This is a genomic window from Bradyrhizobium sp. B124, assembly GCF_038967635.1.
GTDB lineage: Bacteria > Pseudomonadota > Alphaproteobacteria > Rhizobiales > Xanthobacteraceae > Bradyrhizobium.
Window position 1 is genome coordinate 3,125,588 of sequence record NZ_CP152413.1, and the last position, 25,055, is coordinate 3,150,642.

Sequence of the window (25,055 nt, forward strand, 5' to 3'; positions counted from 1 at the left end):
AGCCATGAAGATCTACCTGCTGATTTTGCTGATCGGTACACTTCTGACCGCGATCCACTTCACATCCAGGCCTGAACGCCAGTCGGAAACGGCCCCGCAGTGATTTAGTGCCAGTACGACGCGGGCAGCATCCCTGCCCGTTAGCGCCGCGCCAGCGGCAATTCCCCTTTCCCAGCCAAGATCTCCTGCACCCATTTATTGGGCACACCTGACTCTTCATTGAGCAACAGCGCGGCATGCAGCCGCGTCGGCGCCCGGCCGCCCTTGGTGGCCCGCACCAGGATTCGGATCGCCGGCGAGGTCACCTCGCCATGAACCGGCAGGATCTCGAGGCTGCCAAAGCCGCGGTCGAGCGCAGCCAGCACCTCGGCAATCCCGTCGGCCCGCCAGATCAGCGCAAGCTGCCCGTTCGACCTGAGGATCCGCCGCGCCACGTGAACCCAGCTGGCGAGCGTGGTCGCGGTCGCGACATGGGCGCGCTGCCGCACACCGTCCGGCGAGGCGCGGTGCCTTGAGGGATCGTTGAACGGCGGGTTCATCAGCACGACGTCGGCGCTGTCGGACGTGAGTCCCAAATCATCGAAGGCGGAGGCGCCGGCCTCGACATCGAGCACGATCACCTCGGCCGTGATCGCGTTGGCGCTGGCGTTATTCCGGGCAAGCTCGGCCAATGCAGGGTCGATTTCGAGCAGAACCAGGTCGATCCCCCTCACCCGCCGCGCCACCGCGAGCCCAGCGGCGCCGACGCCGGAGCCGAGATCGACGACGCGATCGCCTGATCGCGCCGGCGTTGCCGCGGCCAGCAGGATCGCGTCGTGGCCGGCGCGATGGCCGCTGCGGAACTGCCGCAGCCGCAATTGCCCGCCGAGGAATCCGTCTTCGGTGATCTCGGCGGCCGGAGACTCGTTTTTTGACGCGTTTTCTTCACGCGAACCGGGGCCCACTTCGCTTGAAAACGCTCTACTCATCGGCCCGCAATTCGTGGCCCAGGCCGGCATCGGTCAGGAGCTGGCGGGCCTCGTGGTTGTCGTCCTCGTGCACCAGGATCCGCCGCGGCAGCACGCCGAGCGAGCCCTCGATGATGCTCATGTTCTGGTCCAGCACCAGATGATGGATGTTAGCGCTGTCGAGCAGCGCGCCGACGGCGGAGACCAGCACCACGTCATTGGTCCGTACCAATTCCCGCAAAATCCACTCTCCTCTCCGCCCGGCTGTGCGGCCAAAGCGTCACATGTCAACAACTTCGTGGCCTTGCCGCTGCACCGCGCAGTTTCTATTGTTATAGCTGAGGATAGTGCGAATTCGGCAAAATTGGAGACCAGCGTGGCGGTTATTGTACCCTTCGAAAGCCCGTCCAATGCTTCGATCGACGAGCTGGTGGGACTTGTCGCCGCTGACATGGAGCGCGTCAACGCGACCATCCTCTCGCGGACCGGCTCCGAGGTCACCATGATCCCCGAGGTCGCCAATCATTTGATCTCCTCCGGCGGCAAGCGGTTGCGCCCGATGCTGACCCTGGCGATGGCCCAGCTCGCCGACTACACAGGCGACGGCCATATCAAGCTCGCCGCCGCGGTCGAGTTCATGCACACCGCCACCCTGCTGCACGACGACGTGGTCGACGAGAGCGAGCTGCGCCGCGGCAAATTGTCCGCGCGGATGCTGTGGGGCAACGAGGCCAGCGTGCTGGTCGGCGACTTCCTGCTCGGCCAGGCGTTCCGGATGATGGTCGAGGTCGGCTCGCTGCGCGCGCTCGACATTCTCTCCGCGGCCGCCGCCACCATCGCCGAGGGCGAGGTGATGCAGCTCGCCGCCGCCAAGAACACCGCGACCACCGAGGACGAGTATCTCGCCGTGATCCGCGGCAAGACCGCGGAGCTGTTCGCCGCGGCCTGCGAGGTCGGTCCCGTGATCGCCAACCGCCCGAAGGCTGAGCAGACCGCCTGCCGCTCGGTCGGCATGAATCTCGGCATCGCGTTCCAGCTCGTCGACGACGTGCTCGACTATGGCGGCAAATCCGCAAAACTCGGCAAGAATGTCGGCGACGATTTCCGCGAGGGCAAGATCACGCTCCCGGTGGTGCTCGCCTTCCGCCGCGGCAACGACACCGAGCGCCAGTTCTGGATCCGCGCACTGGAGCGCGGCGAGATCGGAGCGGCCGATCTCGATCACGCGATCGGGCTGATGACCAAGCACCGCGCGCTGGAAGATACCATCAGCCGCGCCCAGCACTACGGCGCGATGGCGGTCGACGCGCTAGCGCTGTTCCCGCCCTCGCCGATGAAGACGGCGCTGGAACAGGTCGTGGCGTTCTGCCTCGCAAGATCGCATTGAGTAGCGCCTCACCCACAACCGTCGTCCCTGCGAAAGCAGGGACCCATAACCACTGGGCTGCGTTGTTGAAGCGCGCCGTGGCCCCAGCTTTGCAAACTAATTGGCATTCGTGGTTATGGGTCCCGGGTCGCGCTTCGCTTGCCCGGGACGACATCGCGTGTGTGGCGCGCTGCCCGCCGCAAACGTCGTCGTCCTGGCGAAGGCCAGGACCCATAGCCACCGAATTTGATTGTGAAGAAGATCGTAGCCCCAGCGTCGCGCAACAATTGCCATTTGGTGTAATGGGTCCTGGCTTTCGCCAGGACGACGCTGAGGATGGTTCTCGATTCAACCTGTCAAACAGCATGCTCGGTGTCATCACCCGCGCATGCGGGTGATCCAATATTCCAGAGACGCCAATGCTTGAGCCGAGGGGCCGCGGCGTACTGGATCGCCCGGTCGAGCCGGGCGATGACAGCTGAGGATGAGGACGCAGCTTCGCATTCTCGCGACATGATTTGCCCGGCTCGAAGCCCAGCGCCTCCGCGACCTTCAGCTACAACTCCTGCACGCAGTCGAGCACGGCGTTGAACACCGCTCCGGGAATACGCACCCGCTCATCGCGATCAAGCGCCTTGAGCTCATCGACGTGAGCATCGGGCTCACGACTGACGATTGCCAGCCGGTCGAAGAAGGCGAGATCGAGTTCGCTGTCCTGCATGCGCATGGCGCCCCAAACGTCCCACGGCAACATCTCGCGATTGTTCAGCGCGCAGATGTCACGGACAAGATTGCCCGCAATGAACCAAAGTCCGTGCATGTCGAGGATGCCGAAGGCGCAGGGACCACGGCTGCCACCGCGGCAGAGCGACCAGGCATCGCCGGCGACCAGGAACTGGTCTCGCGGCACATCCGCCGCATCGAACCTGATCCCGAACAGCTCACGCTGGCGATCGTCGATCTGGGAATCGAACAATACCCAGCATTTCCGTTCTTCGTTCCAGTACTCGGTCACCCAATGGTCGAGGTATTTTCCTGCTTCGAAATAGGCGCCGAACCCGCAACGGGCACGCGCCGGAATGCCCTGCGTGCGCAACATCGCCACATGAAGCAGCGTGAAGTGCCTGCAAACGCCGACCTGCCGCTCGTTGACCGCACGCGCCACCGCAAGCGGCCGCGCGTCGCGCGTTACGATTTCATCCAGCATCGTCTCGACGGCGCGGACCTGCGCTTGCGCTTGCCGGTCGCCGCCGAGCGCAACTCCATAGGCCGGGGCGATGTGCTGATGGATCAGCAGACCCTGCACGGTCGCCGCAAGCGCGCCGGCGCCCCGCGGCAAGCCCTCGAACAGAGCGGCGTGACGCCCCGGATCGCTCATGGCAACCGGTGTTTCGTATCTGTCGACGTTCATCTGAAAGGTCTCCCGCACGTCTCGCCTCCCGCGCAACCACCACACCGGCCGCTACTCCTCCACCGGCACCCAGATCTCGAGCCCGCCGTTGCCGCTGTTCTTGTCGAACTTCTCGTCGTAGCGCTCGAAGTTCGGCGCATCCGCGACCTTCATGCCGGATTGCGGCAGCCAGCGATTCCAGATCGTGTTGACGGTGCGGCGAATGGTCGAGATGTGGTCGGCGTGGGTGAACACCACGTATTTCTGCGCCGGGATCCGGACGCGCGCGAACTCGCGCGGCAAGTCGGAGAAATCGGCGACCTCGACGCCTGCGATGTAGTCGAAATTGCCGGCATCGTCGCCGTTGCAGCAGACACCATAGGCAACGTCACCGACCTGGCGGGGAATGTGCGCGCATTGCTGGTGGAAGCCATGCCACTGGTTCGGAATGCCGGCCGTGCTGTCATTGGCGTGGTTGTAGCGCTCGCCGACGCCGGCAACGAGAAAGGCCTTGCCGGTCGCGATACGCGGCGGATCGATGTGATCGAGAGCGGTCGAGATCATGGTGATCGGCTCCTGAAGCTTGAGCTTGGTCAGGCACGTCGTCGCGCGCACCGTCTCCGGCGTAACGCCGAAATGGTCGCGAAACGCGCGGGTGAATGCCTCGTGGGAGCCGTAATCCGCATCCAGCGCGAGCGTGAGAATGTCGGGTGCACCGGCCGCGAGCTCGCGCGCGGCCTCGCTCAACCGCCGCGCCCGCACATAGCGCATCACCGAAAACCCGGTCGCCTCCGCGAACGCCCGCACCAGATGGAAGCGCGAGACCCCGGCGACAACAGCGATATCATCGAGCGTCAGCGACGTGCGCAGGTGGCTTTCGATGTACCAGAGCGCCTTCTGGGCTGGATTCATGGACGACGGCCTTCCTGCAAAGCTCGGGCATCATGCGCGGCTGCCGCGCGCGGCATTTGACAGTCCTTGCTGCGCGGCGGCGAAACCGTGGTTCCGCTCTGCGAAATTTAACCGCAAAGCCGTCGCTGGCAACACCGCTGCAATCGTGCATACTCGCAGTTGCATCGATCCGACGGCTCACCAAGCTGCCCGAAAATCAAGACTGCACGAGCCGCGGCCAGCATGTCAGGGAGGACAATGATGCACCACCACCGCCTGAGCTATGTCAACTGCGTCAAGTCTGCGGCGCTTGCGGGGCTTTTGACGATCGCCGTCGCCAGCTCAGCCAACGCCCAGAAGAAATACGATCCGGGTGCGACCGACGCCGAGATCAAGGTCGGCAACATCATGCCCTATTCGGGCCCGGCATCCGCCTACGCCACGATCGGCAAAACGGAAGCGGCCTATTTCAACAAGGTCAACAGCGAGGGCGGCATCAATGGCCGCAAAGTCAACTTCGTCTCCTACGACGACGGTTACAGCCCGCCGAAGATGGTCGAGCAGGCCCGCAAGCTGGTCGAGAGCGACGAGGTGCTCCTGATCTTCAATCCGCTGGGCACGCCGGGCAACACCGCGATCCAGAAATACATGAACGCCAAGAAGGTGCCGCAGCTGTTCGTCTCCACCGGCGCCGCCAAGTGGAACGATCCGAAGAATTTTCCGTGGACCATGGGCTGGCAGCCGAGCTACCAGGTCGAGGCGCGCATCTATGCCAAATACATCCTGCAGAAATATCCCGGCAAGACCATCGGCGTGCTCTACCAGAACGACGATTTCGGCAAGGATTATCTGATCGGCCTGCATGACGGGCTCGGCGATGCGGCCAAGAAACTGATCGTCGTCGAATCCTCCTACGAGACCACGTCGCCGACGGTGGATTCGCAGATCGTGCAGATCAAGGGCGCCAACCCCGACATCTTCGTCAACATCGCGACGCCGAAATTCGCGGCGCAGGCGATCAAGAAGGCCGCCGAGCTCGATTGGCATCCGGTCCAGTTCCTGACCAACGTCTCCGTCTCGATCGGCGGCGTGATGAAGCCGGCCGGCTATGAGGCGAGCCAGGACATCCTGTCGACCCAGTATCTGAAGGATCCCGCGGATCACGAGTGGAAGAACGATCCGGCCATGAACGAGTGGCGCGCTTTCATGACCAAGTGGTATCCCGAGGGCGACCAGAACGACGCCTCGACCGTGTTCGGCTACGGCGTCGCCAAGGGGCTCGAGCAGGTGCTGCGGCAATGCGGCGACAACCTCACCCGCGAGAACCTGATGAAGCAGGCGGCGAGCCTCAACTTCGAGATCGGCATCTATCTGCCCGGCACCAAGATCAAGACCGGACCGGACGACTATGCACCGATCGAGCAGTTGCAGATGATGCGCTTCAAGGGCGAGAGCTGGGAGCGGTTCGGCCCCGTCATGAGCGGCGAGAAGAGTTCGTAGCAGCCTTCTCCACAGTTTCGGAGTTCGTGATGCCCGGCGCCACGCCGGGCATCCACGTCTTCGACACGATTCACGAGCAAGACTTGTCACGAGCAACACTTGCCACAAACAAGACTTGCCACAAGCAAGAGCTGCGATGGCTGGAACCGAGGCGAGCCGAAGCAACACCGTTCAGGCTGCCGCGTCCGGCCCTCACGAGCTCCAGGGACATCCAGCGACATCCTGCGATCGGAAGGACAACAACAATGAAAATCACCGACGTCCGCGCCCACCATATCCGCATTCCCTATGACGCTGGCCCTGCGAGCTTCCGCCAGGGCGCGTCCGCGATCTCGGCGCTCGACATGGTGCTGGTCGAGGTTTCGACCGATGCCGGCCTGACCGGCTGGGGCGATGCTTTCGCCTATGTCTGCCCAAAGACGAGTTGCATGGCGGTGGCCGAGATGATCGCGCCGCAGGCCCGCGGCCTCGAGGTGCCCGACGCGGCCAGCATTCCGGCCGCGATGGAGCAGATCCAGCGCAATTTGCATCTGTTCGGCCGCTACGGCATCACGATGTTTGCGATCTCGGCGCTCGACATCGCGCTGTGGGATCTCGCCGGCAAGGTGAAGGGCGTGCCGCTGCATCAATTGATCGGCGGTGCCAAGCGCAGCACGATTCCGGCCTATGCGAGCCTGATGCGGATCGGCAATCCGACGCACATCGCCGCCGAATGCAAGAAGGCGATCAAGCTCGGTTACGCCGCGATCAAGTTGCACGAAACCACTGTCCCTGCGGTTGCTGCGGCGCGCGAAGCGATCGGCCCCGGCGTACCGCTGATGGTCGACATGAATTGCCCACTGGATGGACCGGCGGCGGTCCAGTTCGCCCGCGACTGCAAGCAGGCGGCGCCGATGTTCCTGGAGGAGCCGGTCTGGCCGCCGGAGGATTTTGCGACGCTGGCGGAGGTGCGGAGAGAAGGCCGGCTCGATATCGCCGCCGGCGAGAATGCCTGCACCGTGCATCAGTTCCGCCAGATGATGACCGCGGGCGCGGTCAGCCACGCGCAGCCGTCGGTGATCAAGGTCGGCGGCGTCACCGAATTTTTGCGCGTGGCCGTGCTCGCCGACGAGTTCGGCGTCCAGGTGATTCCGCATTCGCCCTATTTCGGACCGGGCTTCCTCGCCACGCTGCATCTGATGGCGATCCGCGACGAAGGCCTGATCGAAGTGTTCTTCATGAAGCGCCCCGCCTGCTTGTGGGGCGACCGCATCGACGTCGACGCCAGCGGCCATGTCGCCGTGCCGCAGGGCCCCGGGCTCGGCTACGAGCCGGATCGCGATGTGATGGAGACGTATCGGGTGGCGTGAGGGCGCGGCGCGCTTCCCGTCATTGCGAGCGAAGCGAAGCAATCCATCGATCCACACACGAGGAGATGGATTGCTTCGTCGCTTCGCTCCTCGCAATGACGATTTGCTACTTCGTCCCGTCCTTCGCCACAGGCGGCGCATCCTTCGCCGGCGGCGCGTCGGCTTTCTTCTTCAGGTCTTCGGTCAGCTTGACCTGCGCCGCCTGCAAATCAGTGACGAGCTTCTGCAAGCCCGCAATTGTGCTCTTCAGGCTTTCGACCTGCCGGTTGGCGGCGTCGAGCTTCTGCTGGTGATCCGATGTGAGCTTGCCGATCGTCTTCTGCAGGAAATCGACATTGCTCTGCAGGCAGCTGGTCCGCCGCTCCATCGTTTTCTCGACGGTGCATATCTCAATGCCGGGAACGTCCTGCGCATGCGCGGTTCCGACGAAGCCGAGTGCAAGCGGCACGAGCAAGGCAAGAACGAAGCGCGCGATCATCGGCATCCCCAATCACATGCGTCATTCACAGTTTTGTGCTCGCGACGCAGAAAGCCAGGCAGACATACCACACTGAAACCGCATTCGAGCGGTGTGCTTGACCCATTACCGGGACTACTCGTGGGGACGGGGGCCTTCGGAACTAGTTTGGTTCGACCCCTTTTGGCTCGACCTTGGGCAGTGGAGACAGATCGTATGGCTACGCGCGAAAAACGGCTGGCGCAATTCGACGGCAATGGCGAACCTTCGCCGGAACAACGCGTGGAAGTGCTTTGTGAGGATCACAGCGGGACGTATCAGCTGCCGTTCGCCTGCCGATTCATCGACGGCCAGTGGCGTAATGACACAACCGGCGGCGCGCTGGAGGTCAACGTCATCGCCTGGCGCATGCCGCGCGTGAAGCAGGCGGGCATGGCCTGAGCGGCGCATTGACGCGCGCTGTTTCAAAACGCGACGCGCACGCGAGGCGTTTTAAGATTTGGAACGCGGATGGAACGAACCGCGTCCGAATCACTGATCGAGCGACGTACTCCGTTGTTCACGGCTAGATGTGGTCATCAGCCCGAGGCGGCGCACCACATACAGAAGCATGACGATCGGCCGCAGCCAGCGGCCGACGACAAAGGTTAATTCCTCCGCGGACGACATTTGCGGTCCCTCCTCGCGATCATTTCCACGGCGTCACCGGCGGCACCGTCTCGGTTGCCGGCGGCACATCCACGGTCTTGAAATCGGCGGGGCTGACGATCTCGAGGTATTCCATGTCCTTCGAGTAATCGAACAGATAGTGGGTGATGCCGGGCCGCTGATGGATCACGTCGCCGGCCTCGACCAGCGTCTCCTTGTCCTCGTACATGAAGCGCGCCCAGCCCTTGGTCATGATGACGATCTGAAAATCGCACAGATGCTTGTGCCAGCCGGTGCCCTCTTCCGGCGGCAGGTCGGGATTGGCCTTGACCAGATGGCAGATCACCTGCCCGCCGGTGGCATCGGCGATGCCGAGATCGCGATACAGGAAGAAGTCGCGCAGACCTCCGCCCTTGAACTCGGTGTCACCGGGTTTGACGTGGGAGAATTTGCTGACGGCGGCGTGCTGGTTCATTTCAAGCCTCCACGGTTCTCGTGTTCGCGAGATCGCGGCGCCGGCTCAGCGTCCAAATTTTCGGCAGCGTCGCATCGTCGCGGTCACAGCTCGCTTGTTGCTATGCGAAATCCTTGCCAGCCCGGTTGTGCTGCGGCGATCCGTCTCGCCACGCACCGCCGTCGCAGCGGAAGCACTTGGAGCAAAGCCTGAATTTGCGTTCGGTGCGGGCTGCGCCCGATCGCCGCGCGGCGCCGATGCCCGATGCCGACGGCACGTCCATTGAGCAAGGCCTGCCCGGAGCTTGAGCCGCCGGCGCCGGCAGGCCCGGCGCGCGCTGCCTAATATTCGACCTCGAGCTCCTCGACGTCGGCCGGCTCGGCCTTCGCCGCCTCGATCCATTCCTGCATCTCGGGCATCGCCATGATGGTGCCGGCATACGCCGCGAGAACGGGGTCGAGCTTGACGTCATAGGTCATGAAGCGGGTCACGACGGGGGCATACATCGCGTCCGCCATGGTGCGGCGTTCGCCGAACAGGAAAGGTCCGCCTGATAGGCCGAGGCAATCGCGCCAGATGGTGCAGACACGGTCGATGTCGGCCTGCGCGCGCGACCAGATCTTGAAGCCGGGAAAATGCCCCTTGAGATTGACCGGCAGGGACGACCGCAGCGTGGTGAAGCCGGAATGGATTTCGCCCGAGATCGAGCGGCAATGCGCGCGCTGGACCCGGTCATCCGGCAGCAGCCCGGCATGCGGCATGACCTCGTTGAGATACTCGCCGATCGCCAGCGTATCCCAGACGGTCGCGCCCTCGTGGCGCAGGCAGGGCACCAGGATCGATGACGACAGCAGCAGCAGTTCGGCGCGCGCCGAGGCGTCATCGGGCGCAGTGACCACCTCCTCGAATTCCAGCCCGGCGAATTTCACCAGCAGCCAGCCGCGCAGCGACCAGGACGAATAGTTCTTGCTGCTGATGGTGAGTGTCGCTTTCGCCATATCGGATCCTCACGCCTGAACGCGTCCTTAGCCCCCCGGTGACCGCGCGCCGGTCCAACCGCCGCGCCCCGAAGCCGTTCATTTTTGCAGCAAGCCACGTGCCAATTTGCCGGGCAGCCCGCCCCCTCTCTGGCGTCGATATTGCATATCCAGCCGGGCCAGGGGCGGATGCGTATGATGTCAATGATGTACCAAGCCTATCAGAACCACATGGACCTCACGGCGCCATGGCGGACCGGGGCTGCAGCGGCGCTGAAATACCTCAATCTGGTGCCGCAGGGCGCCGCCGACCGGGTGTACGGCCGGCTCGCGGCGGCGCTGGAGCTGATCTCGCGCTCCACCCTGACCTACGCCCGTCCCGACTACGCCATCGGCAGCGTGTCCGCCGGCAACCGGGAATACCAGGTGACCGAGGAGGTCGCCTACGCGACGCCGTTCGGCTCGCTGCTGCATTTCCGGAAGGTGGACGGCCCGGAGCAGCCGCGGCTCTTGCTGGTGGCGCCGATGTCCGGCCATTTTGCCACGCTGCTGCGCGGCACCGTGAAGACGTTGCTGCAGGACCACGACGTCTACATCACCGATTGGCACAATCCGCGCGACATCCCGCGCCAGGAGGGCCGCTTCGGGCTCGAGGACTACACCGACCATCTGATCGACTTCCTCGGCCAGCTCGGCCCGCGCGCGCATATGGTGGCGATCTGCCAGCCTTCGGTGTCGGCGCTGGCGGCTGCCGCGGTGATGTCCGAAGACAATCATCCGGCGCGGCCGGCATCGCTGACCCTGATGGCCGGACCGATCGACACAAGGATCCTGCCGACCAAGGTGAACGAATTCGCCAAGAGCAAGCCGATCAAATGGTTCGAGGACAATCTGATCAACTACGTGCCGATGCAGTGCAAGGGCGCGCTGCGTCAGGTCTATCCCGGCTTCGTGCAGCTGACGGCGTTCGTCTCGATGAACCTCGAGCGCCACATCAAGCAGCACATCGATCTCGCCGACCATCTCGCCAAAGGCGAGACCGCCAAGGCCGAGGTGATCAAGACCTTCTACGACGAGTATTTCGCGGTGATGGATCTGCCGGCGGAATTCTATATCGAGACGGTGCGCGACGTGTTCCAGGAACATCTGCTGCCGCAGGGCATGCTGATGCATCGCGGCCGCCCGGTGAACCCGGCGGCGATCCGGCGCATGGGTCTGATGACGGTGGAAGGCGAGAAGGACGACATCTGCTCGATCGGGCAGACGCTTGCCGCCCAGGACCTCTGCACCGGCGTGCGCACCTATCGCAAGGTGCACCACATGCAGGCCGGCGTCGGCCACTACGGCGTGTTCTCCGGCAAGCGCTGGAACAACGAGATCTACCCGCTGCTGCGCGATTTCGTGCATGTGAATTCGTGACGGCGCGACGACACTCTCCCCGTCATTGCGAGGAGCAACGCGACGAAGCAATCCATGCCTCCGCACAAGCGGCACGATGGATTGCTTCGCTTCGCTCGCAATGACGAGCGGCGGCTAGTCACGCATCCCCTCCAGCAGTAATCTCCCCCGCCACGACGACCTGTTTCCCAAGAATCGTCCAGGGAGAAACTCCATGCGCGCCACCTTCCGCACCCTCACGCTCGCCGTCATCGGCGCCCTCGCCCTCACGTCAGCTGCATCCGCCGCCGAAGTCCACGTCATGATCTCGGGCGGGCTGACCGCGGCCTACAAGGCGCTGGTGCCGGAGTTCGAGCGCAAGACCGGGCACAAGGTGGTGACCGCCTTCGGGCCGTCGATGGGCACCACGACCAACGCCATTCCGGTGCGGCTGGAGCGCGGCGAGCCGGCCGACGTGCTGATCATGGTCGGCTATGCGCTGGGGGACCTGGTCAAGCAGGGCAAGGTGGTGGCCGACAGCCGCGTCGACCTCGTGAAGTCGCCGATCGGCATTGCGGTCAAGGCAGGCGCACCGAGGCCGGACATCAGCTCGGCCGATTCAGTCAAGCAGGCACTGCTGGCGGCGAAATCGGTCGCCTATTCCGACAGCGCCAGCGGCGTCTATGTCTCGACCGAGATGTTCCAGAAACTCGGCATCGCCGATCAGATGAAGGACAAGGCGCGGATGATCCCGGCAACCCCGGTCGGCGAGATCGTCGCCAAGGGCGAGGCCGAGATCGGCTTGCAGCAGATCTCCGAGCTGAAGCCGGTCGCCGGCATCGACATCATAGGTCCCTTGCCGGAGCCGTTGCAGAAGATCACGGTGTTCTCCGCCGGCATCGCGACCGCTTCGAAGGAGCCCGACGAAGGCAAGGCGCTGATCAGCTTCCTCGCCTCACCGGATGCGCGCGACGCGCTGGTCAAGAGCGGGCTGGACCCGATTGCCGCTGGCGCGACGCATTAGCGAGGCGTTGAACCGCAGGTGCTGGCCTATCCCCGTCATCCCGCGCCCTCCCCGTCATCCTGAGGTGCGAGCCTTGCGGCGCACTTGCGCCGCTGGGCGAGCCTCGAAGGATGCACGGCCACCAGCGGGGCCGATTCATCCTTCGAGGCTCGCTCCGCGAGCGCCTCAGGATGACGGGGTTGGTGGCGAAGTTGAATCCCTACCGCAAATGATGCGCGCCGTAGGCGAGCAGCACCACCACGACAAGCGCCAGCGCCAGCGTGGTCGACTTCCAGAACAGCACCGGGTTGCGCTCGATCAGCGGCGTCGATGACGTCGTCAGATATCTTGCGTTGGGATTGCGCAAGTCGAACAGGAACTCCGAGAAGGTGTCGTAGCGTTTGAGCGGATTGGCGTGCAAGGCGCGTTCCAGCGCGCCGTCGACCCAGGCCGGAATCTCGCGGCCGCCATGCGCGGCCGGACGATAGACCAGCCGGTTGAAGTCAGACCGCGAGCGGGCGCGCGCGATCTGCGCGCCGTAGGGCAAGCGGCCCGTCAGCATCTGATAGGTCACGACGCCGAGCGAGAACAGGTCGGAACGCGCGGTGCCGCCCTCGCCCAGGAAATACTCCGGCGCGGTGTATTGCTGGGTGCCCAGAATGTCCTCGACATCAGCCGGCGCCGCATCGGCAACTCCCGAGATCCGCGTCGAGCCGAAATCGATGATCTTCACCGTTCCGGTCCTGTCGATCATGATGTTGTCGGGCCTGACGTCCTGATGCAGCATCTCCTTGCGGTGGAACGCGCGCAGCCCTTTTGCGATTTGCTCGGTGATGTCGCGCACCGTCTCCAGTGCGGGAACCGGATTGTCGATCATCCACTGCGTCAGGGTCTGGCCGTCGATGTACTCCATCGCAACATAGAGGAAGTTGCGCTTGCGCTGCGGCAGAAACGGCTTCAGCACGTGCGGGCTATCGATCCGCCGGGCGACCCACTCCTCCAGCATGAAGCGTTTCAGATAGGCGCCATCGTCGCGCAGGTCGATCGAGGGGATCTTGATCGTGACCGTTGTGCCGCTCTCCTCGTCGACCGCGAGATAGATGTGGCTTCGGTGCGAAGCATGCAGCTCGCGGACGATGCGGTAGCCGTCGAACAGCATCCTTGCATCGAGCAGCGGCGGCAGCGGCAGCTCGGTCGGCTGGCCGAATACCTCGCTGGCGTCGCCGTCCGGCAATTCGTCGATCCGGATGATCTGCGCGGTGAGATTGTCCGGGCTGCCGTTCTCATAAGCCTGCTCGACGATCGATTTCGCGGCAGCATCGAGATCGGCCGCGCCCTCCCTGATCGTCTTCGCCAGCTGCCGCGCGGGAACGTGCTCGTAGATACCGTCGGTCACCAGCAGGAAGGTGTCGCCCCGCTCCAGCCGGAGATTCTGGTAGTCGATCTCGAGCTGCGGGTTCACGCCGAGCGCGCGGCCGAGATAGCTCTGCTGCGACGACAGCACGACGCGGTGGTCGTTGGTCAGTTGCTCGAGGCTGTTGCCCGCGACGCGGTAGATCCTGGAGTCACCGACATGGAACAGATGCGCCGTGGTCGATCGGATGACCAGGGCGCTGAGTGTGCAGACGTAACCCTTGTCCTTGTCGTAGGGGTTCTGGCTGCGCCTGGTCTGGGCGTGGAGCCAGGAATTGGTCGCCTCCAGCACCCGCTGCGCCGAGGTCTTCACCGACCAGGATTCCGAGGTGCAATAATAATCAGTCAGGAAGCTCTTGACCGCGGACTCCGCGGCGATGCGGCTGACGCTGCTCGAGGAGATGCCGTCGGCAAGCACCACGGCGATGCCCTTCAAGCCGAGCAGCGGCTCGTCGGGGATCAGCACGCCGTGGAAATCCTGATTGGTGTCCTTGCGGCCCTGATCAGAGAATTGCCCGACCGATATTGTCAGCGCGCGCAGCATCGACCGTCCCAATGCGAATGGGGCCCTCCGTGACAGGAGAGCCCCATAAGCCGGCCAGGATCAAGCCGCGAGGCGCTGGCGCTTTGGCGCCGTCTTCACATGCGTCGTGTAGAGCGTGAGCCCGGTGAAGGCGAGACCACCGGCGAGGTTGCCCAGCACGGTCGGGATTTCGTTCCAGATCAGGTAGTCCATGATCGAGAACTTGGCATGGAGCATCAGTCCCGACGGGAACAGGAACATGTTCACGACCGAATGCTCGAACACCATGTAGAAGAACACCAGGATCGGCATCCACATCGCGATGACCTTACCGGGCACGGTCGTGGAGATCATGGCGCCGACGACGCCGGTGGAAACCATCCAGTTGCAGAGCATGCCGCGGATGAAGAGAGTGGCCATGCCCGCCGCGCCATGCGCTGCATAACCCAGCGTTCGTGCCTCGCCGACGTTTCCGATGGTCATGCCGACCTTGTCGGGCTCCTGCGTGAAGCCGAACGTCGTCACGAACGCCATCATGAACGCCACCGTGAGCGCGCCGGCAAAATTGCCGACGAAGACGAGGCCCCAGTTGCGCAGCACGCCGCCGAGCGTGACGCCGGGGCGCTTGTCGAGCAGCGCGAGCGGCGAGAGAACGAACACGCCCGTCAGCAGGTCGAAGCCCAGCAGATAGAGCATCACGAAGCCGACCGGAAACAGCAATGCGCCGACGAGCGGCTGACCCGTGTTGACGTTGATCGTCACGGCAAACCAGGCTGCGAGCGCGAGGATGGCGCCGGCCATGTAGGCGCGGATCACGGTGTCGCGTGTCGACATGAAGATCTTGGATTCGCCGGCGTCCACCATCTTGGTGACGAATTCGGACGGTGCGAGATAAGCCATTTCGTAAAGTCCCCTTGCGCAATTCGGCCGCGCCGGCTGCCTGCCGGAAGCGACGCGGGTTGATTGAATTGCTCGTCCGTCCGGGGAGTGAGTTTGGGGGGTGCAACGATTGCTCGCGGCGCCCCGGCGGGGCGCCTTGATCCCCTCACCTCGGCCTGCATTGGCTTCGGCAATCCGGAGGACGGCAGTCGTCATTGACTGGTGCTACTAAAAGCAATGGATGTGCCAACCGGGGGCCATGGCCGCGACCCAAAAATTACTGTTGGTACAATGAGTTAGATGATCCGCGGAACGGCAGACCGGCGCGATGGCGCCGAATTGTGCAGCGTGCACAGATGTCACCCAGAGGATGTGCGCCTCTCCATCCCCGTCATCCTGAGGTGCGAGCGGAGCGAGCCTCGAAGGATCGACGGCCACCAGCCGGGCCGTGCATCCTTCGAGACGCGCTACGCGCTCCTCAGGGTGACGGGGAGAAGTCAGGGTGACGGGGATAGAGTCGGTACGCGCCGCTACTTCACCTCGGTGCGGACCGGGGAGCCCTTCAGCCCGTTATTGTCATAGGCCTTGCGCAGCGTGCCGTTGGCGATCGCATCGGTCATGAACCTGGTGGCGAACGCCGCGGCCAGCGGATGGTTGAGCGGCACCGCAACCGCGGTGACGGTCTGCTTGAAGGTCTCGTCCAGCACGCGGGTGCCCGGAATCTTTTTGGTCATCGCATTGAGCTGATCGCGCGACAACGCGAACGCGTCGATCTCGCCGCTCTTCAGCAGATTGAATATCTCGTCATAGGTCTGATAGCCCGTGACCTTGGCGTGCTTGAGATGCGCGATCGCGCCGCGCATCGTGGTGGTGGCGTTGACGGCAGCGACCTTGACGCCGTCCTGGTCCAGCGCCGCAAAATTTGCGATCGCCGAACCCGGCTTGACGATATAGGTGGCGTCGGCAACCTCGTAGATCGGCCCGAACGTCATCCTGGTCTCACGCTCGGGATCCTTGGGCAGGAACGTGATGTCCCAGCTGTTGCTCGACGCCGCATCAGTGATCTGGCCGGAATTCTGATGCACGACATACTCGACGGGAACGCCGAGCTGCACCGCCATCTCCTTGCCGAGATCGACGGGAACGCCGGCATAGCCGTTCTCGGTCCGGGTCGACCAGAACGCGCCGCCCGCCGAGCTGATCGCAATCGCGACCCGGAGCTTTCCGGTCGGCGCGATCTGGTCCTTCAAGGCGTCGGCATTGGCGGATGTGGCCATGACAATCACTCCCAGAACGAGGCCAGCCAAACGCAGCAGTCGCGACAGCATCGGACGCCCTCCACGCCGGGTCCAGCGCTCGGCGGCGCGCAACAAACCGCACGAGGCCGCCTTGCGCAAGCGGCGGTCGCGCAAGGGAGCTATCCGTATCGGCCTATTTGACCCGGATGGTGATTTTTTCGGAGACGACCGGCGGGTTGAATGGATAGTGCTTGGCGTCGCCCAGCACCAGCTGCAAGGTATGCTTGCCGGGCGCTAGATCGAGCTGGGTCTCGGTCTGGCCCGCACCGAAGTGCTGGTGAGACTTGTCCGACGGGATCGGCTCGTTCGGATTCAACGGCTCATCCACATCGATCAGAAGATGGTGATGGCCACTGTTCGGATATTCGTCGCCGGCATGGGTGACGCCCATGTTGCGCAGCCCGAAGCGGCACCAGAACGGGCTTTTGAGCCTGGTTCCGTCGTGCGGCCAGATGAAATACAGCTTGGTGTCTTTCCCCGCCGGTTTGTTTTGCGCGGTGGCCGGACTGGCGAGCAATGTCAGTGCCGCAGCGAGCACGATCAAGCCTGCACTTTTCATAACCCCTCCAAATCCGGCGATTGCAGACGATCTCTCAGGGAGACAGTGCGACCCGGAAACCGTGGGTCGGGTAGCGAACGTTGGTGTCGTAATTGTCGCGATTGGCTGGACGAACATAGCGTGCGTCATTCTTCCAGGAGCCGGAACGAATGACATGGGACCCGCAGTCGCCGCCGGACCACACCGCACCGTCGGCCGGAGCGCCCTGGTAGTTCCTGTGCCAGCAATCCTCGACCCACTGATCGACACTGCCGCCCATGTCGTAAAGACCGAACGGATTCGGCTTGAGGCTGCCGACCCTGACCGGCTGTTCGGCGGCAGCGTCGCCGCCGCAATCCTTGCAACCGGCGTTGCCCGATTGCATCTGGTCGCCCCACCAGTATCTCGATTGCGTCCCGCCCCGCGCCGCATATTCCCATTCGGCCTCGCTCGGAAGCCGGTAAGCCTTCTTCGTCCCCTCGGCGAGCCACGCCACATACTGTTTCGCGTCGCTCCAGCTCACGTTGGTGACGGGAACGTCGTCTTTGCCACTGGCTGTGAAGCCACACGCCTTGGCCGCCGCGCAGGCATTCCATTCCCGCACGGTGACCGGATATTTGCCCATCGCGAACGGCTTGACCGTCACCTTTCGGATCGGACGCTCTGAAGGGTCGTCATTGCTTCCCATCGAGAAGCTGCCGCCTTGCAGCGAGACCATTTCGGGCTCCGGCACGGTCACCGCAGGACTCGGCGAGGGTGCGGCTTGCGGTGTCGCTTGCTGTGCCGGCGCGGCACCTGGGATCGGACTTGAAGCCTGGCCTGGAGGCTGAGCGGGAGACGCGGTTGCTGCCGGCGGCTGAACGGCAGGCGATGCCGTCGGCGCGGAAGGCGATGCCGTCGGCGCGGAAGGCGCCCGCGCCACGTCGGTCAACTTGCCGCGCGGCTGCGCGAGCATGTACCAGAGCGCACCCCCGGCGATGATTGCGATCGCCAGTCCGAGCAGCGTGAGCAGGATGGACTCACGGCGCCGGCGCGTTCTTTGGTATGCGGCGGCGTCCGGCAGCACGCGATAGACCCGGACCGGATCAGTGATGTTCTTGACCTTCTTGTCGCCGAGCGATTCGTATCCGCAGACCATCTTGTGCTTGATCTGCTCGTAGATGCCGCCGGAGATGAAGACTTCACCGGGCGCTGCAATCCCTTCAAGGCGCGAGGCCACATTGACGCCGTCGCCAAAAATATCGTCAGCCTCGATGATGACGTCGCCGAGATTGACGCCGATCCGGTACTCGATCCAGCGATCTCGCGCGATCGCCGCGTTGCGGCCGATCATGTTTTGCTGAATCACGATGCTGCAACGGACGGCCTCGACCGGACTGTCGAACATCGCGATGAAGCCGTCGCCGGTGGTCTTGACCAGCTTGCCGTGGTGCTCGGCAATGGTGGGCTCGACCAGATCGCGCTCGATCCGCTTGACGCGGTTGTGGGTGCCCTCTTCGTCGAGCTGCATCAGGCGGCTGTAGCCGGCGATATCGCCCGCGACGATCGCGGCAAGGCGGCGCGGCATCGCGTCGCCGGGCGGTGGCTTGCCCGGCTTGCCGGATTTGAAGTCGCGAATTTCGCCCATGGCCTCGGCTGCTCCACGAACCACAAATGGCAGTGATCGGCGCAACCGGCGCCTTGGGCCCGAAGGCCCGTGTGGAGCGTACCACACCGCCGGGTCTGGACAAAGTTTATGGATACAATTGTGCGATGCGCGAAAAAGCGCCATCCGCTGGGGGCGGATGGGCGCGGTGGCCTATTTCAAGCCGAAATGGCGCGGCAAACCGTCAGGACGTCACCCCGCCTGCGTGGCGGGCGTCCGGATCTCGCGCGGCAGAATGATCGCAGCCGCAATCGCCAGCAGGCACAGTGCCGCGAAAGCGCGCAGCATCATCGAGAAGCCGCCCTGGTCGTACAGCCAGGCCACCAGGCCGACGGAGGCGCCCGCGGCGGTGAAGCCGACGAAGTAGCGCACCGCATAGGCGCGCGAGCGCCATTCCTCGGTCGTGTACTTGCCGACCATGGCATCGTTCACCGTGACCTGGCCGAACGCCCCCATCACGATCCCGATCGAGACCACGATCAGCGGCAGGTTGGACAGGCTCGCCGCCAGATAGAGGAACGGCGCCAGCATGAACGACAGCGGCAGCGCCACCGTCTTCAGCGAATGCCTATCGAGCAGCTTGCCGATCGTGTACTGCGTCATCGCGCCGAACACATAGACCCCGGCCGCGATCACGCCGAGCAGCGCCGGGCTTCTGGTCAGATCGGCGAGCCGCTCGGCGAACAGCTTCGGCAGCGCCACCGTGACCGCGTTGAAGGTGGTCGAGATCGCGATCACCACGATCAGCAGCGACAGCACCACGCGCCACATGTCCTCCTTGGCGACCCGCACCTGGGCTGCGGCCTGCCGGGAGCCCTTGCGGTCCTCATGCACCACCGTCATCGCGAAGGCGATGCCGACCAGTACGGTGACCGTGCCGGGCACGATGAAGGCCCAGCGCCAGCCGAGATACTGGCCGATCACGCCGGTGACCAGCGCCGAGGAGGCGACGCCGAGATTGCCCCAGACGCCGTTGATCCCCATCTGGGCGCCGAGCTTCTCGGCATAGGACACGATCATCGCGGTACCGACCGGATGGTAGATCGAGGCGAAGATGCCGATCGCAAGCAGCGCGGCGCCGAGCTGCAGCGGCGTCTGCACGAAGCCGACCGAGATCATCGACAGGCCGATGCCGACGAAGAAGATCACCATCATGTGGCGCCGGCTCCAGCGATCGCCGAGCCAGCCCGTGATCAGCGAACCGGCACCGAAGGCGATGAAGCCCGGCGTCGCATAGGGCAGCAGTTCCGAATAGGCCATGCCGAGCGCCGGGCCCATGATGATGACGGCGGCCGCGAAAATCAGCATCGCGTAGTGATCGATGAAATGGCCGGCGTTGACGAAGCTGATCACCCGGCTTGGACTGTTGGTGGGGCTGCTCATGGGCAGATCTTTCACTGGCACGTCTCTCACGCGATTCTTCAATTGCTCGAAAATAGGTTATAGGTCCTTGTTCTGACGGGATGTCGCCAATGACTATCGCTGAGCCGCCAATAAGAGCCCTCCACAAGGACCGGCGCGTCACCGGCGACGGGGTGCACATGGTCGCGCGCAGCTACCAAAAGGGCGTCCGCCTCGACCCGCACATGCACCGCGAGGCGCAACTGGTCTATGCCGCCAGCGGCACCATGCAGGTGACGACGCCGAAGGGCCGCTGGCTGGTGCCGCCGGACCGCGCGGTGTGGGTCCCTGCTCTGCTCCCGCACGCGATCGACGTGCTCGCCGATATCGAGATGCGCACGCTGTATTTCGACCGGGCCTGGCTCGCCCGCGAAGCGCGCAGCGACAGCCTCGGCCATGAATTCGTGGTGCGGGTGTCGCCGCTGGTGCACCAGGCGATCCTTGCGCTGTTCGACGCCGCATGCGGACGCGAGCGCACCGACCTCCTGATCAGGCTCGTGATGCTGGAACTGCACCAGGCCGAGGATTCCGCAACCTTCATCCCGCTGCCGCAGGAGCCGCGCTGCCGCCGCGCCGCCGACATCGTGCTGGCCGATCCGACCAAGGACCATGAGATCGATGCGCTGGCGCGCACGGTCGGCACCTCGGCGCGGACGCTGTCGCGATTGTTCTCGGCGGAGACGCAACTGTCCTTCAAGAGCTGGTGCCAGCGCGCCCGCATCGCCGCCGCGATCGAACGCCTGTCGACCAGCGCGAATATTTCGGTCAAGCAGGTCGCCTCCGACCTCGGCTATGCCAGCGTGCCGGCATTTTCCCATGCGTTCCGTCAGGTCACCGGCAAGACACCGACCGCGTTCGCCGAGAAAACGTGAACGGGGTTTGTCACCACCCGTAGCGATGACGAATTATACCGTTGTCGCGTTGCGACATATTTCCGTACGATCCTAGCGCTTGATTGCAGTCCTCCCGACCTTAAATCCCGTGTAAGGTCTGGCTTCACTGAATACGACCCGCTGGATACGACCCGCACATGGCCAACGCCTTCTTCTCCGACCTGCTCTCGACGATTTCCGAACGCGGCCGCGTCCTGCTCGGCCGCGCCAGCCCGGCCGACGACAAGCAGGATGCGTCCGAACTTCTGGAATTGTGCGAGGCGCTGCTGTCCGGCCGGGGCGAGGCCTCCGGCACCGCGATGGCGCGCGAAGTGCTCGACCGCTACCACCACCTCGATGCCGCCGGCCGCCTGTCGTTCTTCCAGACGCTGGCCCGCGATTTCGGCCCCGATCACGCCAGACTGGCGCAGGCGATCGAGAGCTGGCGCGCCAAGGCGGATGACAAGGCCAATGGCGGCGACGCCAGCGACCTGCATTTCGCCTCCGAGCCGCGCCGCCAGGAATTGATTCGCCGGCTCAACCGCGCGCCGGGCGGCACCGGCGAGCTGGTGTCGATCCGCTCGGATCTGCTTTCATTGATGAAGGGCAACAAGGACCTCGCAGCGCTCGACCGCGACGTGGTGCATCTGCTCTCGTCCTGGTTCAACAGGGGATTCCTCGTGCTGCGCAGGATAGACTGGTCGTCGCCGGCCAATATTCTGGAGAAGATCATCCGCTATGAGGCCGTGCACGAGATCCGCGACTGGGACGATCTGCGCCGCCGCATCGATCCCATTGATCGCCGCTGCTACGCCTTCTTCCACCCGGCGCTGGCCGACGAGCCGTTGATCTTCGTCGAGGTCGCGCTGACCGAAGCCATTCCGGGCGCGATCGCGCCGCTGCTTGCGGAAGAGCGCGAGCCGGTGCCGGTCGAGCGCGCCCGCACCGCGGTGTTCTATTCGATCTCGAACACCCAGCGCGGTTTGGGCGGCATCTCCTTCGGCAGCTTCCTGATCAAGCAGGTGGTCGAGGAATTGCGCCGCGAATTGCCCAGGCTCGACAATTTCGTGACGCTGTCGCCGGTGCCGGGCTTCATGCAATGGGTGAAGCAGGCCGATGACGTGCCGCTCACCGATGAGGACCGTCAGCTGCTGGAAAGCCTCGGCAAGCCCGACTGGTTCGAGAACGCCGAGCTCGCCACGCAGTTGCGCGCCGTGCTGGAGCCGCTCGCCGCCTATTACTTCCTGAAGGCACGGACGCCGAAGGGACGGCAGATCGATTCGGTCGCGCGCTTCCATCTCGGCAACGGCGCACGGCTGGAGCGGATCAACTGGCTCGGCGACCTCTCGCCCAAGGGCCTGCGCGAATCCGCCGGCGTCATGGTCAACTACCTCTACCGCCTCGACGACATCGAGAAGAACCACGAGGCCTACGCCAACAATGGCGAGGTGATCGCCTCGAGCGCGGTGAAGAAGCTCTTGAAGGGCGAAGGCCGGCGGCTGCTCGACATGCGGCTGTCGTAGTTATCCGTCATTGCGAGCGAAGCGAAGCAATCCACCCATCGACGTACGCGATGGATGGATTGCTTCGTCGCGGAGCCTGTCATCGGGCGCGCGTTCGCGCGACCCGTTGGCTCCTCGCAATGACGGCGTCTTGGAACTTCGCCATCGGCGAAGCGGTGAGGACGCCGTCACGCGGTTGCGGACCGCGGACGCAGCCCCGCCGGCAGATGCGCCTCGAGCCAGGCGGCGATCGCACGCTCGTTGCGATGGTAGAGCAGGCCTGCGGCGATCACGGCAATTCCGATCAGCGACAGCGAGAACGGAAACCACAGCGAGTCCTTGAAGACGACGTCGGCGAGATGTCCGAGATAAATGCAGATGCCGAACGCGCCGAACACCGCATAGGCGCGCCGCATCAGGATCACGGCAACCGCGACGAGACCGACGTTGAGCAGGCAATAAACCGCCTTCGAGAGTTCGGTTGACCCTTCGGACGCGGTAATGCCGCCCCAGAACGCCATCAGGCCGAACAGATGCAGCCAGAACGCAAAGTCACCATTGCGGCTGCGATAGTCGACGATCCAGGCCACCGCGAGGACGGCCAATCCGAACCACACCGACACGCGGCGCCGCGTCTCGAAGTCGGCATAATTCGTGCCGCTGAACCATGGCGCCAGATCCATCGACATGAACCACAGCGCGAACGCGATGATCGCGACGATGAAGGCGAAGCGGAAGTAGCGCAGCGCGACGATTCCGGCGGCAACGGTTGCGACCTCCATGAAGATCCAGCTGCCCTTCACCCAGACGTAGAAATCCTGCACGGTTCCGGGCTTGCCGAACTTGCCCCACCAGCCGAGCTCGTCCTGGATGCCGTAGACCGCAAGCGGCGCCATCGAGACCGCGATCGCAATCAGCAGGCCGCCGGGAACCCGCAGATCCCTGCCGTACCAGAGGTGGTGACCAGCCACCGCGAAAGCGGTGGCGTAGGCGATCGCGCAGGCCGTCAGCGCCCGGCCGCCCATCTGGGTGAACGCCAGGGTCGAGAACAGGCCCATGGCGCCGATCACGATCAGCGCGCCGGCGTACCAGAGCACATGGGCGGCATCGAACCTGGCCGCCGGGCTTGCGTCATCAGCCGCGCCCTGCCCGTCATGGCTCGCCAGGAAGGCGAGTAACCGGTCCAGATCAGCGGCGCTGATCACCCCGGCATCGGCGGCGTCCCGGAGATTTTTCGCTGAATATGGCATGCGGCTGTCCTCACGATTCCGCGCCTCCCCCCAGTGACCCGGAAAGGGGCGTCTCTCCAGCATGAGTATACCGGAACGTGAGCAACGTTCAATATTTTATTGAGCGACGCTCATTTTTGTTTGCAAGCGGACTCGCGCCGACCAGCCTGGCCGGATGGGCACCGGCTACGCCGCCAGCGCCTTCATTTCCGCATAGAGGTCGGACTTGCCCTCGAAGCCGATGCCGGGAAGGTCGGGCATGACGATGTGGCCGCCCTCGACGCGCACGCCGTCCGGGAACCCGCCATAGGGCTGGAACAGGTCGGGATAGCTTTCATTGCCGCCAAGGCCGAGGCCGGCCGCGATGTTGAGCGACATCTGGTGGCCACCATGCGGGATGCAGCGGCTCGGCGACCAGCCGTAGGTCTTCAGCACCGCGAGCGTCCGCTGATACTCGCAGAGCCCGTAGGACAGCGCGCAGTCGAATTGCAGCCAGTCGCGGTCCGGCCGCATGCCGCCGTAGCGGATCAGGTTCCGCGCATCCTGGTGGCTGAACAGGTTCTCGCCGGTCGCCATCGGGCCCGGATAGAACTCGGCGAGCGCGGCCTGCAAAGCATAATCGAGTGGATCGCCGGCCTCCTCGTACCAGAACAGCGGATACTCCCGCAGCATCTTGGCATAGGCGATCGCGGTCTCCAGATCGAAGCGGCCGTTGGCGTCGACCGCGAGCTGCGCGTCGCGGCCGATTTCCTTCAGCACCGCCTCGATGCGCTCGCGATCCTCAGCGAGCGGCGCGCCGCCGATCTTCATCTTCACGACGTTGTAGCCGCGGTCGAGATAGCCGCGCATCTCCTTGCGCAACGCGCCGAGGTCCTTGCCCGGATAGTAATAGCCGCCGGCAGCATAGACGAACACGCGCGGATTGGCTGATAGCCCGTGACGCTCGGCAAGCAGCCGGAACAGCGGCTTGCCGGCGATCTTCGCCACCGCGTCCCACACCGCCATGTCGATGGTGCCGACCGCGACCGAACGCTCGCCATGGCCGCCCGGCTTCTCGTTCGACATCAGCGTCGACCAGACCTTGTCCGGATCAAGGTTGTCGCCGGAGCTATCGAGCAGCGATTTCGGATCGGCCTCGAGCAGCCGCGGCGCAAAGCGCTCGCGGATCAGCCCGCCCTGCCCGTAACGGCCGTTGGAATTGAAGCCGTAGCCGACCACCTGCCTGCCGTCGCGCACCACATCGGTGACCACGGCGACCAGGCTCGTGGTCATCTTGGTGAAGTCGATATAGGCGTTGCGGATCGGCGAGGAGATCGGTTTTGTCACCTCGCGGACGTCGACGATGCGGACGGACATGGGAATCGCTTTCGCAGTTTGTTAGGCACGTCATTCCGGG

24 protein-coding genes are annotated in these 25,055 nt (G+C 64.2%); 8 read left to right on the forward strand and 16 right to left on the reverse strand.

The annotated features are described in order from the left end of the window. Positions 1–140 precede the first annotated feature (140 nt). Positions 141–968: a methyltransferase gene (locus tag AAFG13_RS15135; protein ID WP_342712488.1), complete on the reverse strand. Its 828-nt coding sequence runs from the start codon at positions 966–968 to the stop codon at positions 141–143. Further along, on the reverse strand, positions 961–1,188 hold the full coding sequence (locus AAFG13_RS15140) for a DUF2007 domain-containing protein (protein WP_173638095.1): 228 nt from the start codon (positions 1,186–1,188) through the stop codon (positions 961–963). The genes AAFG13_RS15135 and AAFG13_RS15140 overlap by 8 nt, the downstream gene beginning before the upstream one ends. A 135-nt stretch (positions 1,189–1,323) precedes the next feature. Between AAFG13_RS15140 and AAFG13_RS15145 the strand changes: the two genes are divergently transcribed. Continuing rightward, complete coding sequence (locus AAFG13_RS15145; protein ID WP_342712489.1) at positions 1,324–2,334, forward strand: polyprenyl synthetase family protein; 1,011 nt, start codon at positions 1,324–1,326, stop codon at positions 2,332–2,334. A 535-nt stretch (positions 2,335–2,869) separates the two neighbouring features. On the opposite strand, the gene AAFG13_RS15150 is transcribed toward AAFG13_RS15145, so the two are convergent. Both AAFG13_RS15150 and AAFG13_RS15155 read right to left on the reverse strand, forming a co-directional pair. Beyond that, positions 2,870–3,724, reverse strand: a complete 855-nt coding sequence (locus AAFG13_RS15150; protein ID WP_342712490.1) for a transglutaminase-like domain-containing protein — start codon at positions 3,722–3,724, stop codon at positions 2,870–2,872. A 51-nt stretch (positions 3,725–3,775) separates the two neighbouring features. Next, positions 3,776–4,615: an AraC family transcriptional regulator gene (locus AAFG13_RS15155; protein ID WP_342712491.1), complete on the reverse strand. Its 840-nt coding sequence runs from the start codon at positions 4,613–4,615 to the stop codon at positions 3,776–3,778. A gap of 237 nt (positions 4,616–4,852) precedes the next feature. Here AAFG13_RS15155 and AAFG13_RS15160 point away from each other — a divergent pair, with 237 nt between their 5' ends. Then, positions 4,853–6,094, forward strand: a complete 1,242-nt coding sequence (locus AAFG13_RS15160) for an ABC transporter substrate-binding protein (RefSeq protein WP_342712492.1) — start codon at positions 4,853–4,855, stop codon at positions 6,092–6,094. A gap of 245 nt (positions 6,095–6,339) precedes the next feature. Continuing rightward, on the forward strand, positions 6,340–7,443 hold the full coding sequence (locus tag AAFG13_RS15165; RefSeq protein WP_342712493.1) for a mandelate racemase/muconate lactonizing enzyme family protein: 1,104 nt from the start codon (positions 6,340–6,342) through the stop codon (positions 7,441–7,443). A gap of 106 nt (positions 7,444–7,549) precedes the next feature. On the opposite strand, the gene AAFG13_RS15170 is transcribed toward AAFG13_RS15165, so the two are convergent. Continuing rightward, complete coding sequence (locus AAFG13_RS15170) at positions 7,550–7,921, reverse strand: hypothetical protein (protein ID WP_212310645.1); 372 nt, start codon at positions 7,919–7,921, stop codon at positions 7,550–7,552. A gap of 195 nt (positions 7,922–8,116) precedes the next feature. Between AAFG13_RS15170 and AAFG13_RS15175 the strand changes: the two genes are divergently transcribed. Continuing rightward, entirely contained in the window at positions 8,117–8,341 is a 225-nt protein-coding gene (locus tag AAFG13_RS15175; RefSeq protein WP_029079022.1) for a hypothetical protein, read from the forward strand. A 90-nt stretch (positions 8,342–8,431) separates the two neighbouring features. Here AAFG13_RS15175 and AAFG13_RS15180 read toward each other — a convergent pair whose 3' ends face one another. From AAFG13_RS15180 to AAFG13_RS15190, 3 genes are all read right to left on the reverse strand, one after another. Continuing rightward, on the reverse strand, positions 8,432–8,569 hold the full coding sequence (locus AAFG13_RS15180; protein WP_342712494.1) for a hypothetical protein: 138 nt from the start codon (positions 8,567–8,569) through the stop codon (positions 8,432–8,434). Positions 8,570–8,588: 19 nt separating this feature from the next. Further along, on the reverse strand, positions 8,589–9,023 hold the full coding sequence (locus tag AAFG13_RS15185; RefSeq protein ID WP_212310646.1) for a cupin domain-containing protein: 435 nt from the start codon (positions 9,021–9,023) through the stop codon (positions 8,589–8,591). 320 nt (positions 9,024–9,343) lie between these two features. Next, positions 9,344–10,000, reverse strand: a complete 657-nt coding sequence (locus AAFG13_RS15190; RefSeq protein ID WP_342712495.1) for a glutathione S-transferase — start codon at positions 9,998–10,000, stop codon at positions 9,344–9,346. A gap of 174 nt (positions 10,001–10,174) precedes the next feature. On the opposite strand from AAFG13_RS15190, the gene phaZ reads away from it, so the two are divergent. Further along, on the forward strand, positions 10,175–11,398 hold the full coding sequence (phaZ, locus tag AAFG13_RS15195; protein WP_212310802.1) for a polyhydroxyalkanoate depolymerase: 1,224 nt from the start codon (positions 10,175–10,177) through the stop codon (positions 11,396–11,398). A gap of 193 nt (positions 11,399–11,591) precedes the next feature. Continuing rightward, positions 11,592–12,380 carry a substrate-binding domain-containing protein gene (locus AAFG13_RS15200; protein ID WP_212310648.1) on the forward strand — a complete coding sequence of 263 codons (789 nt, stop codon included), beginning with the start codon at positions 11,592–11,594 and terminating at the stop codon, positions 12,378–12,380. 199 nt (positions 12,381–12,579) lie between these two features. Here the strand turns inward: AAFG13_RS15200 and AAFG13_RS15205 are convergent, their stop codons facing one another. The 6 genes from AAFG13_RS15205 to AAFG13_RS15230 form a co-directional block, all read right to left on the reverse strand. Beyond that, positions 12,580–14,316, reverse strand: coding sequence for a bifunctional protein-serine/threonine kinase/phosphatase (locus AAFG13_RS15205; RefSeq protein WP_342712496.1), 1,737 nt, complete (start codon positions 14,314–14,316; stop codon positions 12,580–12,582). A 60-nt stretch (positions 14,317–14,376) separates the two neighbouring features. After that, entirely contained in the window at positions 14,377–15,195 is an 819-nt protein-coding gene (locus AAFG13_RS15210; RefSeq protein WP_212310650.1) for a formate/nitrite transporter family protein, read from the reverse strand. Between the two features lie 509 nt (positions 15,196–15,704). Beyond that, the gene (locus AAFG13_RS15215; protein ID WP_342712497.1) at positions 15,705–16,451 is read right to left on the reverse strand and encodes a transporter substrate-binding domain-containing protein; all 747 of its coding nucleotides are present in this window, start codon (positions 16,449–16,451) and stop codon (positions 15,705–15,707) included. A gap of 154 nt (positions 16,452–16,605) precedes the next feature. Continuing rightward, entirely contained in the window at positions 16,606–17,031 is a 426-nt protein-coding gene (locus AAFG13_RS15220; RefSeq protein WP_212310652.1) for a DUF4399 domain-containing protein, read from the reverse strand. Between the two features lie 34 nt (positions 17,032–17,065). Then, positions 17,066–18,637 (reverse strand): SUMF1/EgtB/PvdO family nonheme iron enzyme, encoded by a 1,572-nt coding sequence (locus tag AAFG13_RS15225; RefSeq protein ID WP_342712498.1) that lies wholly within the window; start codon positions 18,635–18,637, stop codon positions 17,066–17,068. 210 nt (positions 18,638–18,847) lie between these two features. Beyond that, on the reverse strand, positions 18,848–20,038 hold the full coding sequence (locus AAFG13_RS15230; protein ID WP_176529719.1) for an MFS transporter: 1,191 nt from the start codon (positions 20,036–20,038) through the stop codon (positions 18,848–18,850). 89 nt (positions 20,039–20,127) lie between these two features. On the opposite strand from AAFG13_RS15230, the gene AAFG13_RS15235 reads away from it, so the two are divergent. Both AAFG13_RS15235 and AAFG13_RS15240 read left to right on the forward strand, forming a co-directional pair. Beyond that, entirely contained in the window at positions 20,128–20,928 is an 801-nt protein-coding gene (locus tag AAFG13_RS15235) for a helix-turn-helix transcriptional regulator (RefSeq protein WP_342712499.1), read from the forward strand. Positions 20,929–21,086: 158 nt separating this feature from the next. Further along, a complete protein-coding gene (locus AAFG13_RS15240; protein ID WP_212310655.1) occupies positions 21,087–22,451 on the forward strand; it encodes a malonyl-CoA decarboxylase in 1,365 nt (454 codons plus the stop codon). A gap of 167 nt (positions 22,452–22,618) precedes the next feature. Here the strand turns inward: AAFG13_RS15240 and AAFG13_RS15245 are convergent, their stop codons facing one another. Further along, complete coding sequence (locus AAFG13_RS15245) at positions 22,619–23,680, reverse strand: hypothetical protein (protein WP_342712500.1); 1,062 nt, start codon at positions 23,678–23,680, stop codon at positions 22,619–22,621. Between the two features lie 165 nt (positions 23,681–23,845). Next, a complete protein-coding gene (locus AAFG13_RS15250; RefSeq protein ID WP_342712501.1) occupies positions 23,846–25,015 on the reverse strand; it encodes a mandelate racemase/muconate lactonizing enzyme family protein in 1,170 nt (389 codons plus the stop codon). Positions 25,016–25,055 lie beyond the last annotated feature (40 nt).

Bases quoted from the DNA above. Each gene is read 5' to 3' on its own strand.
- AAFG13_RS15135 (WP_342712488.1), bottom strand. From the start codon at position 968: ATGAGTAGAGCGTTTTCAAGCGAAGTGGGCCCCGGTTCGCGTGAAGAA.
- AAFG13_RS15250 (WP_342712501.1), bottom strand. From the start codon at position 25,015: ATGTCCGTCCGCATCGTCGACGTCCGCGAGGTGACAAAACCGATCTCC.
- AAFG13_RS15220 (WP_212310652.1), bottom strand. From the start codon at position 17,031: ATGAAAAGTGCAGGCTTGATCGTGCTCGCTGCGGCACTGACATTGCTC.
- AAFG13_RS15175 (WP_029079022.1), top strand. From the start codon at position 8,117: ATGGCTACGCGCGAAAAACGGCTGGCGCAATTCGACGGCAATGGCGAA.
- AAFG13_RS15240 (WP_212310655.1), top strand. From the start codon at position 21,087: ATGGCCAACGCCTTCTTCTCCGACCTGCTCTCGACGATTTCCGAACGC.
- AAFG13_RS15225 (WP_342712498.1), bottom strand. From the start codon at position 18,637: ATGGGCGAAATTCGCGACTTCAAATCCGGCAAGCCGGGCAAGCCACCG.
- AAFG13_RS15245 (WP_342712500.1), bottom strand. From the start codon at position 23,680: ATGCCATATTCAGCGAAAAATCTCCGGGACGCCGCCGATGCCGGGGTG.
- AAFG13_RS15230 (WP_176529719.1), bottom strand. From the start codon at position 20,038: ATGAGCAGCCCCACCAACAGTCCAAGCCGGGTGATCAGCTTCGTCAAC.
- AAFG13_RS15190 (WP_342712495.1), bottom strand. From the start codon at position 10,000: ATGGCGAAAGCGACACTCACCATCAGCAGCAAGAACTATTCGTCCTGG.
- phaZ (WP_212310802.1), top strand. From the start codon at position 10,175: ATGATGTCAATGATGTACCAAGCCTATCAGAACCACATGGACCTCACG.
- AAFG13_RS15235 (WP_342712499.1), top strand. From the start codon at position 20,128: ATGACTATCGCTGAGCCGCCAATAAGAGCCCTCCACAAGGACCGGCGC.
- AAFG13_RS15210 (WP_212310650.1), bottom strand. From the start codon at position 15,195: ATGGCTTATCTCGCACCGTCCGAATTCGTCACCAAGATGGTGGACGCC.
- AAFG13_RS15165 (WP_342712493.1), top strand. From the start codon at position 6,340: ATGAAAATCACCGACGTCCGCGCCCACCATATCCGCATTCCCTATGAC.
- AAFG13_RS15160 (WP_342712492.1), top strand. From the start codon at position 4,853: ATGATGCACCACCACCGCCTGAGCTATGTCAACTGCGTCAAGTCTGCG.
- AAFG13_RS15150 (WP_342712490.1), bottom strand. From the start codon at position 3,724: ATGAACGTCGACAGATACGAAACACCGGTTGCCATGAGCGATCCGGGG.
- AAFG13_RS15180 (WP_342712494.1), bottom strand. From the start codon at position 8,569: ATGTCGTCCGCGGAGGAATTAACCTTTGTCGTCGGCCGCTGGCTGCGG.
- AAFG13_RS15200 (WP_212310648.1), top strand. From the start codon at position 11,592: ATGCGCGCCACCTTCCGCACCCTCACGCTCGCCGTCATCGGCGCCCTC.
- AAFG13_RS15170 (WP_212310645.1), bottom strand. From the start codon at position 7,921: ATGATCGCGCGCTTCGTTCTTGCCTTGCTCGTGCCGCTTGCACTCGGC.
- AAFG13_RS15155 (WP_342712491.1), bottom strand. From the start codon at position 4,615: ATGAATCCAGCCCAGAAGGCGCTCTGGTACATCGAAAGCCACCTGCGC.
- AAFG13_RS15215 (WP_342712497.1), bottom strand. From the start codon at position 16,451: ATGGCCACATCCGCCAATGCCGACGCCTTGAAGGACCAGATCGCGCCG.
- AAFG13_RS15185 (WP_212310646.1), bottom strand. From the start codon at position 9,023: ATGAACCAGCACGCCGCCGTCAGCAAATTCTCCCACGTCAAACCCGGT.
- AAFG13_RS15205 (WP_342712496.1), bottom strand. From the start codon at position 14,316: ATGCTGCGCGCGCTGACAATATCGGTCGGGCAATTCTCTGATCAGGGC.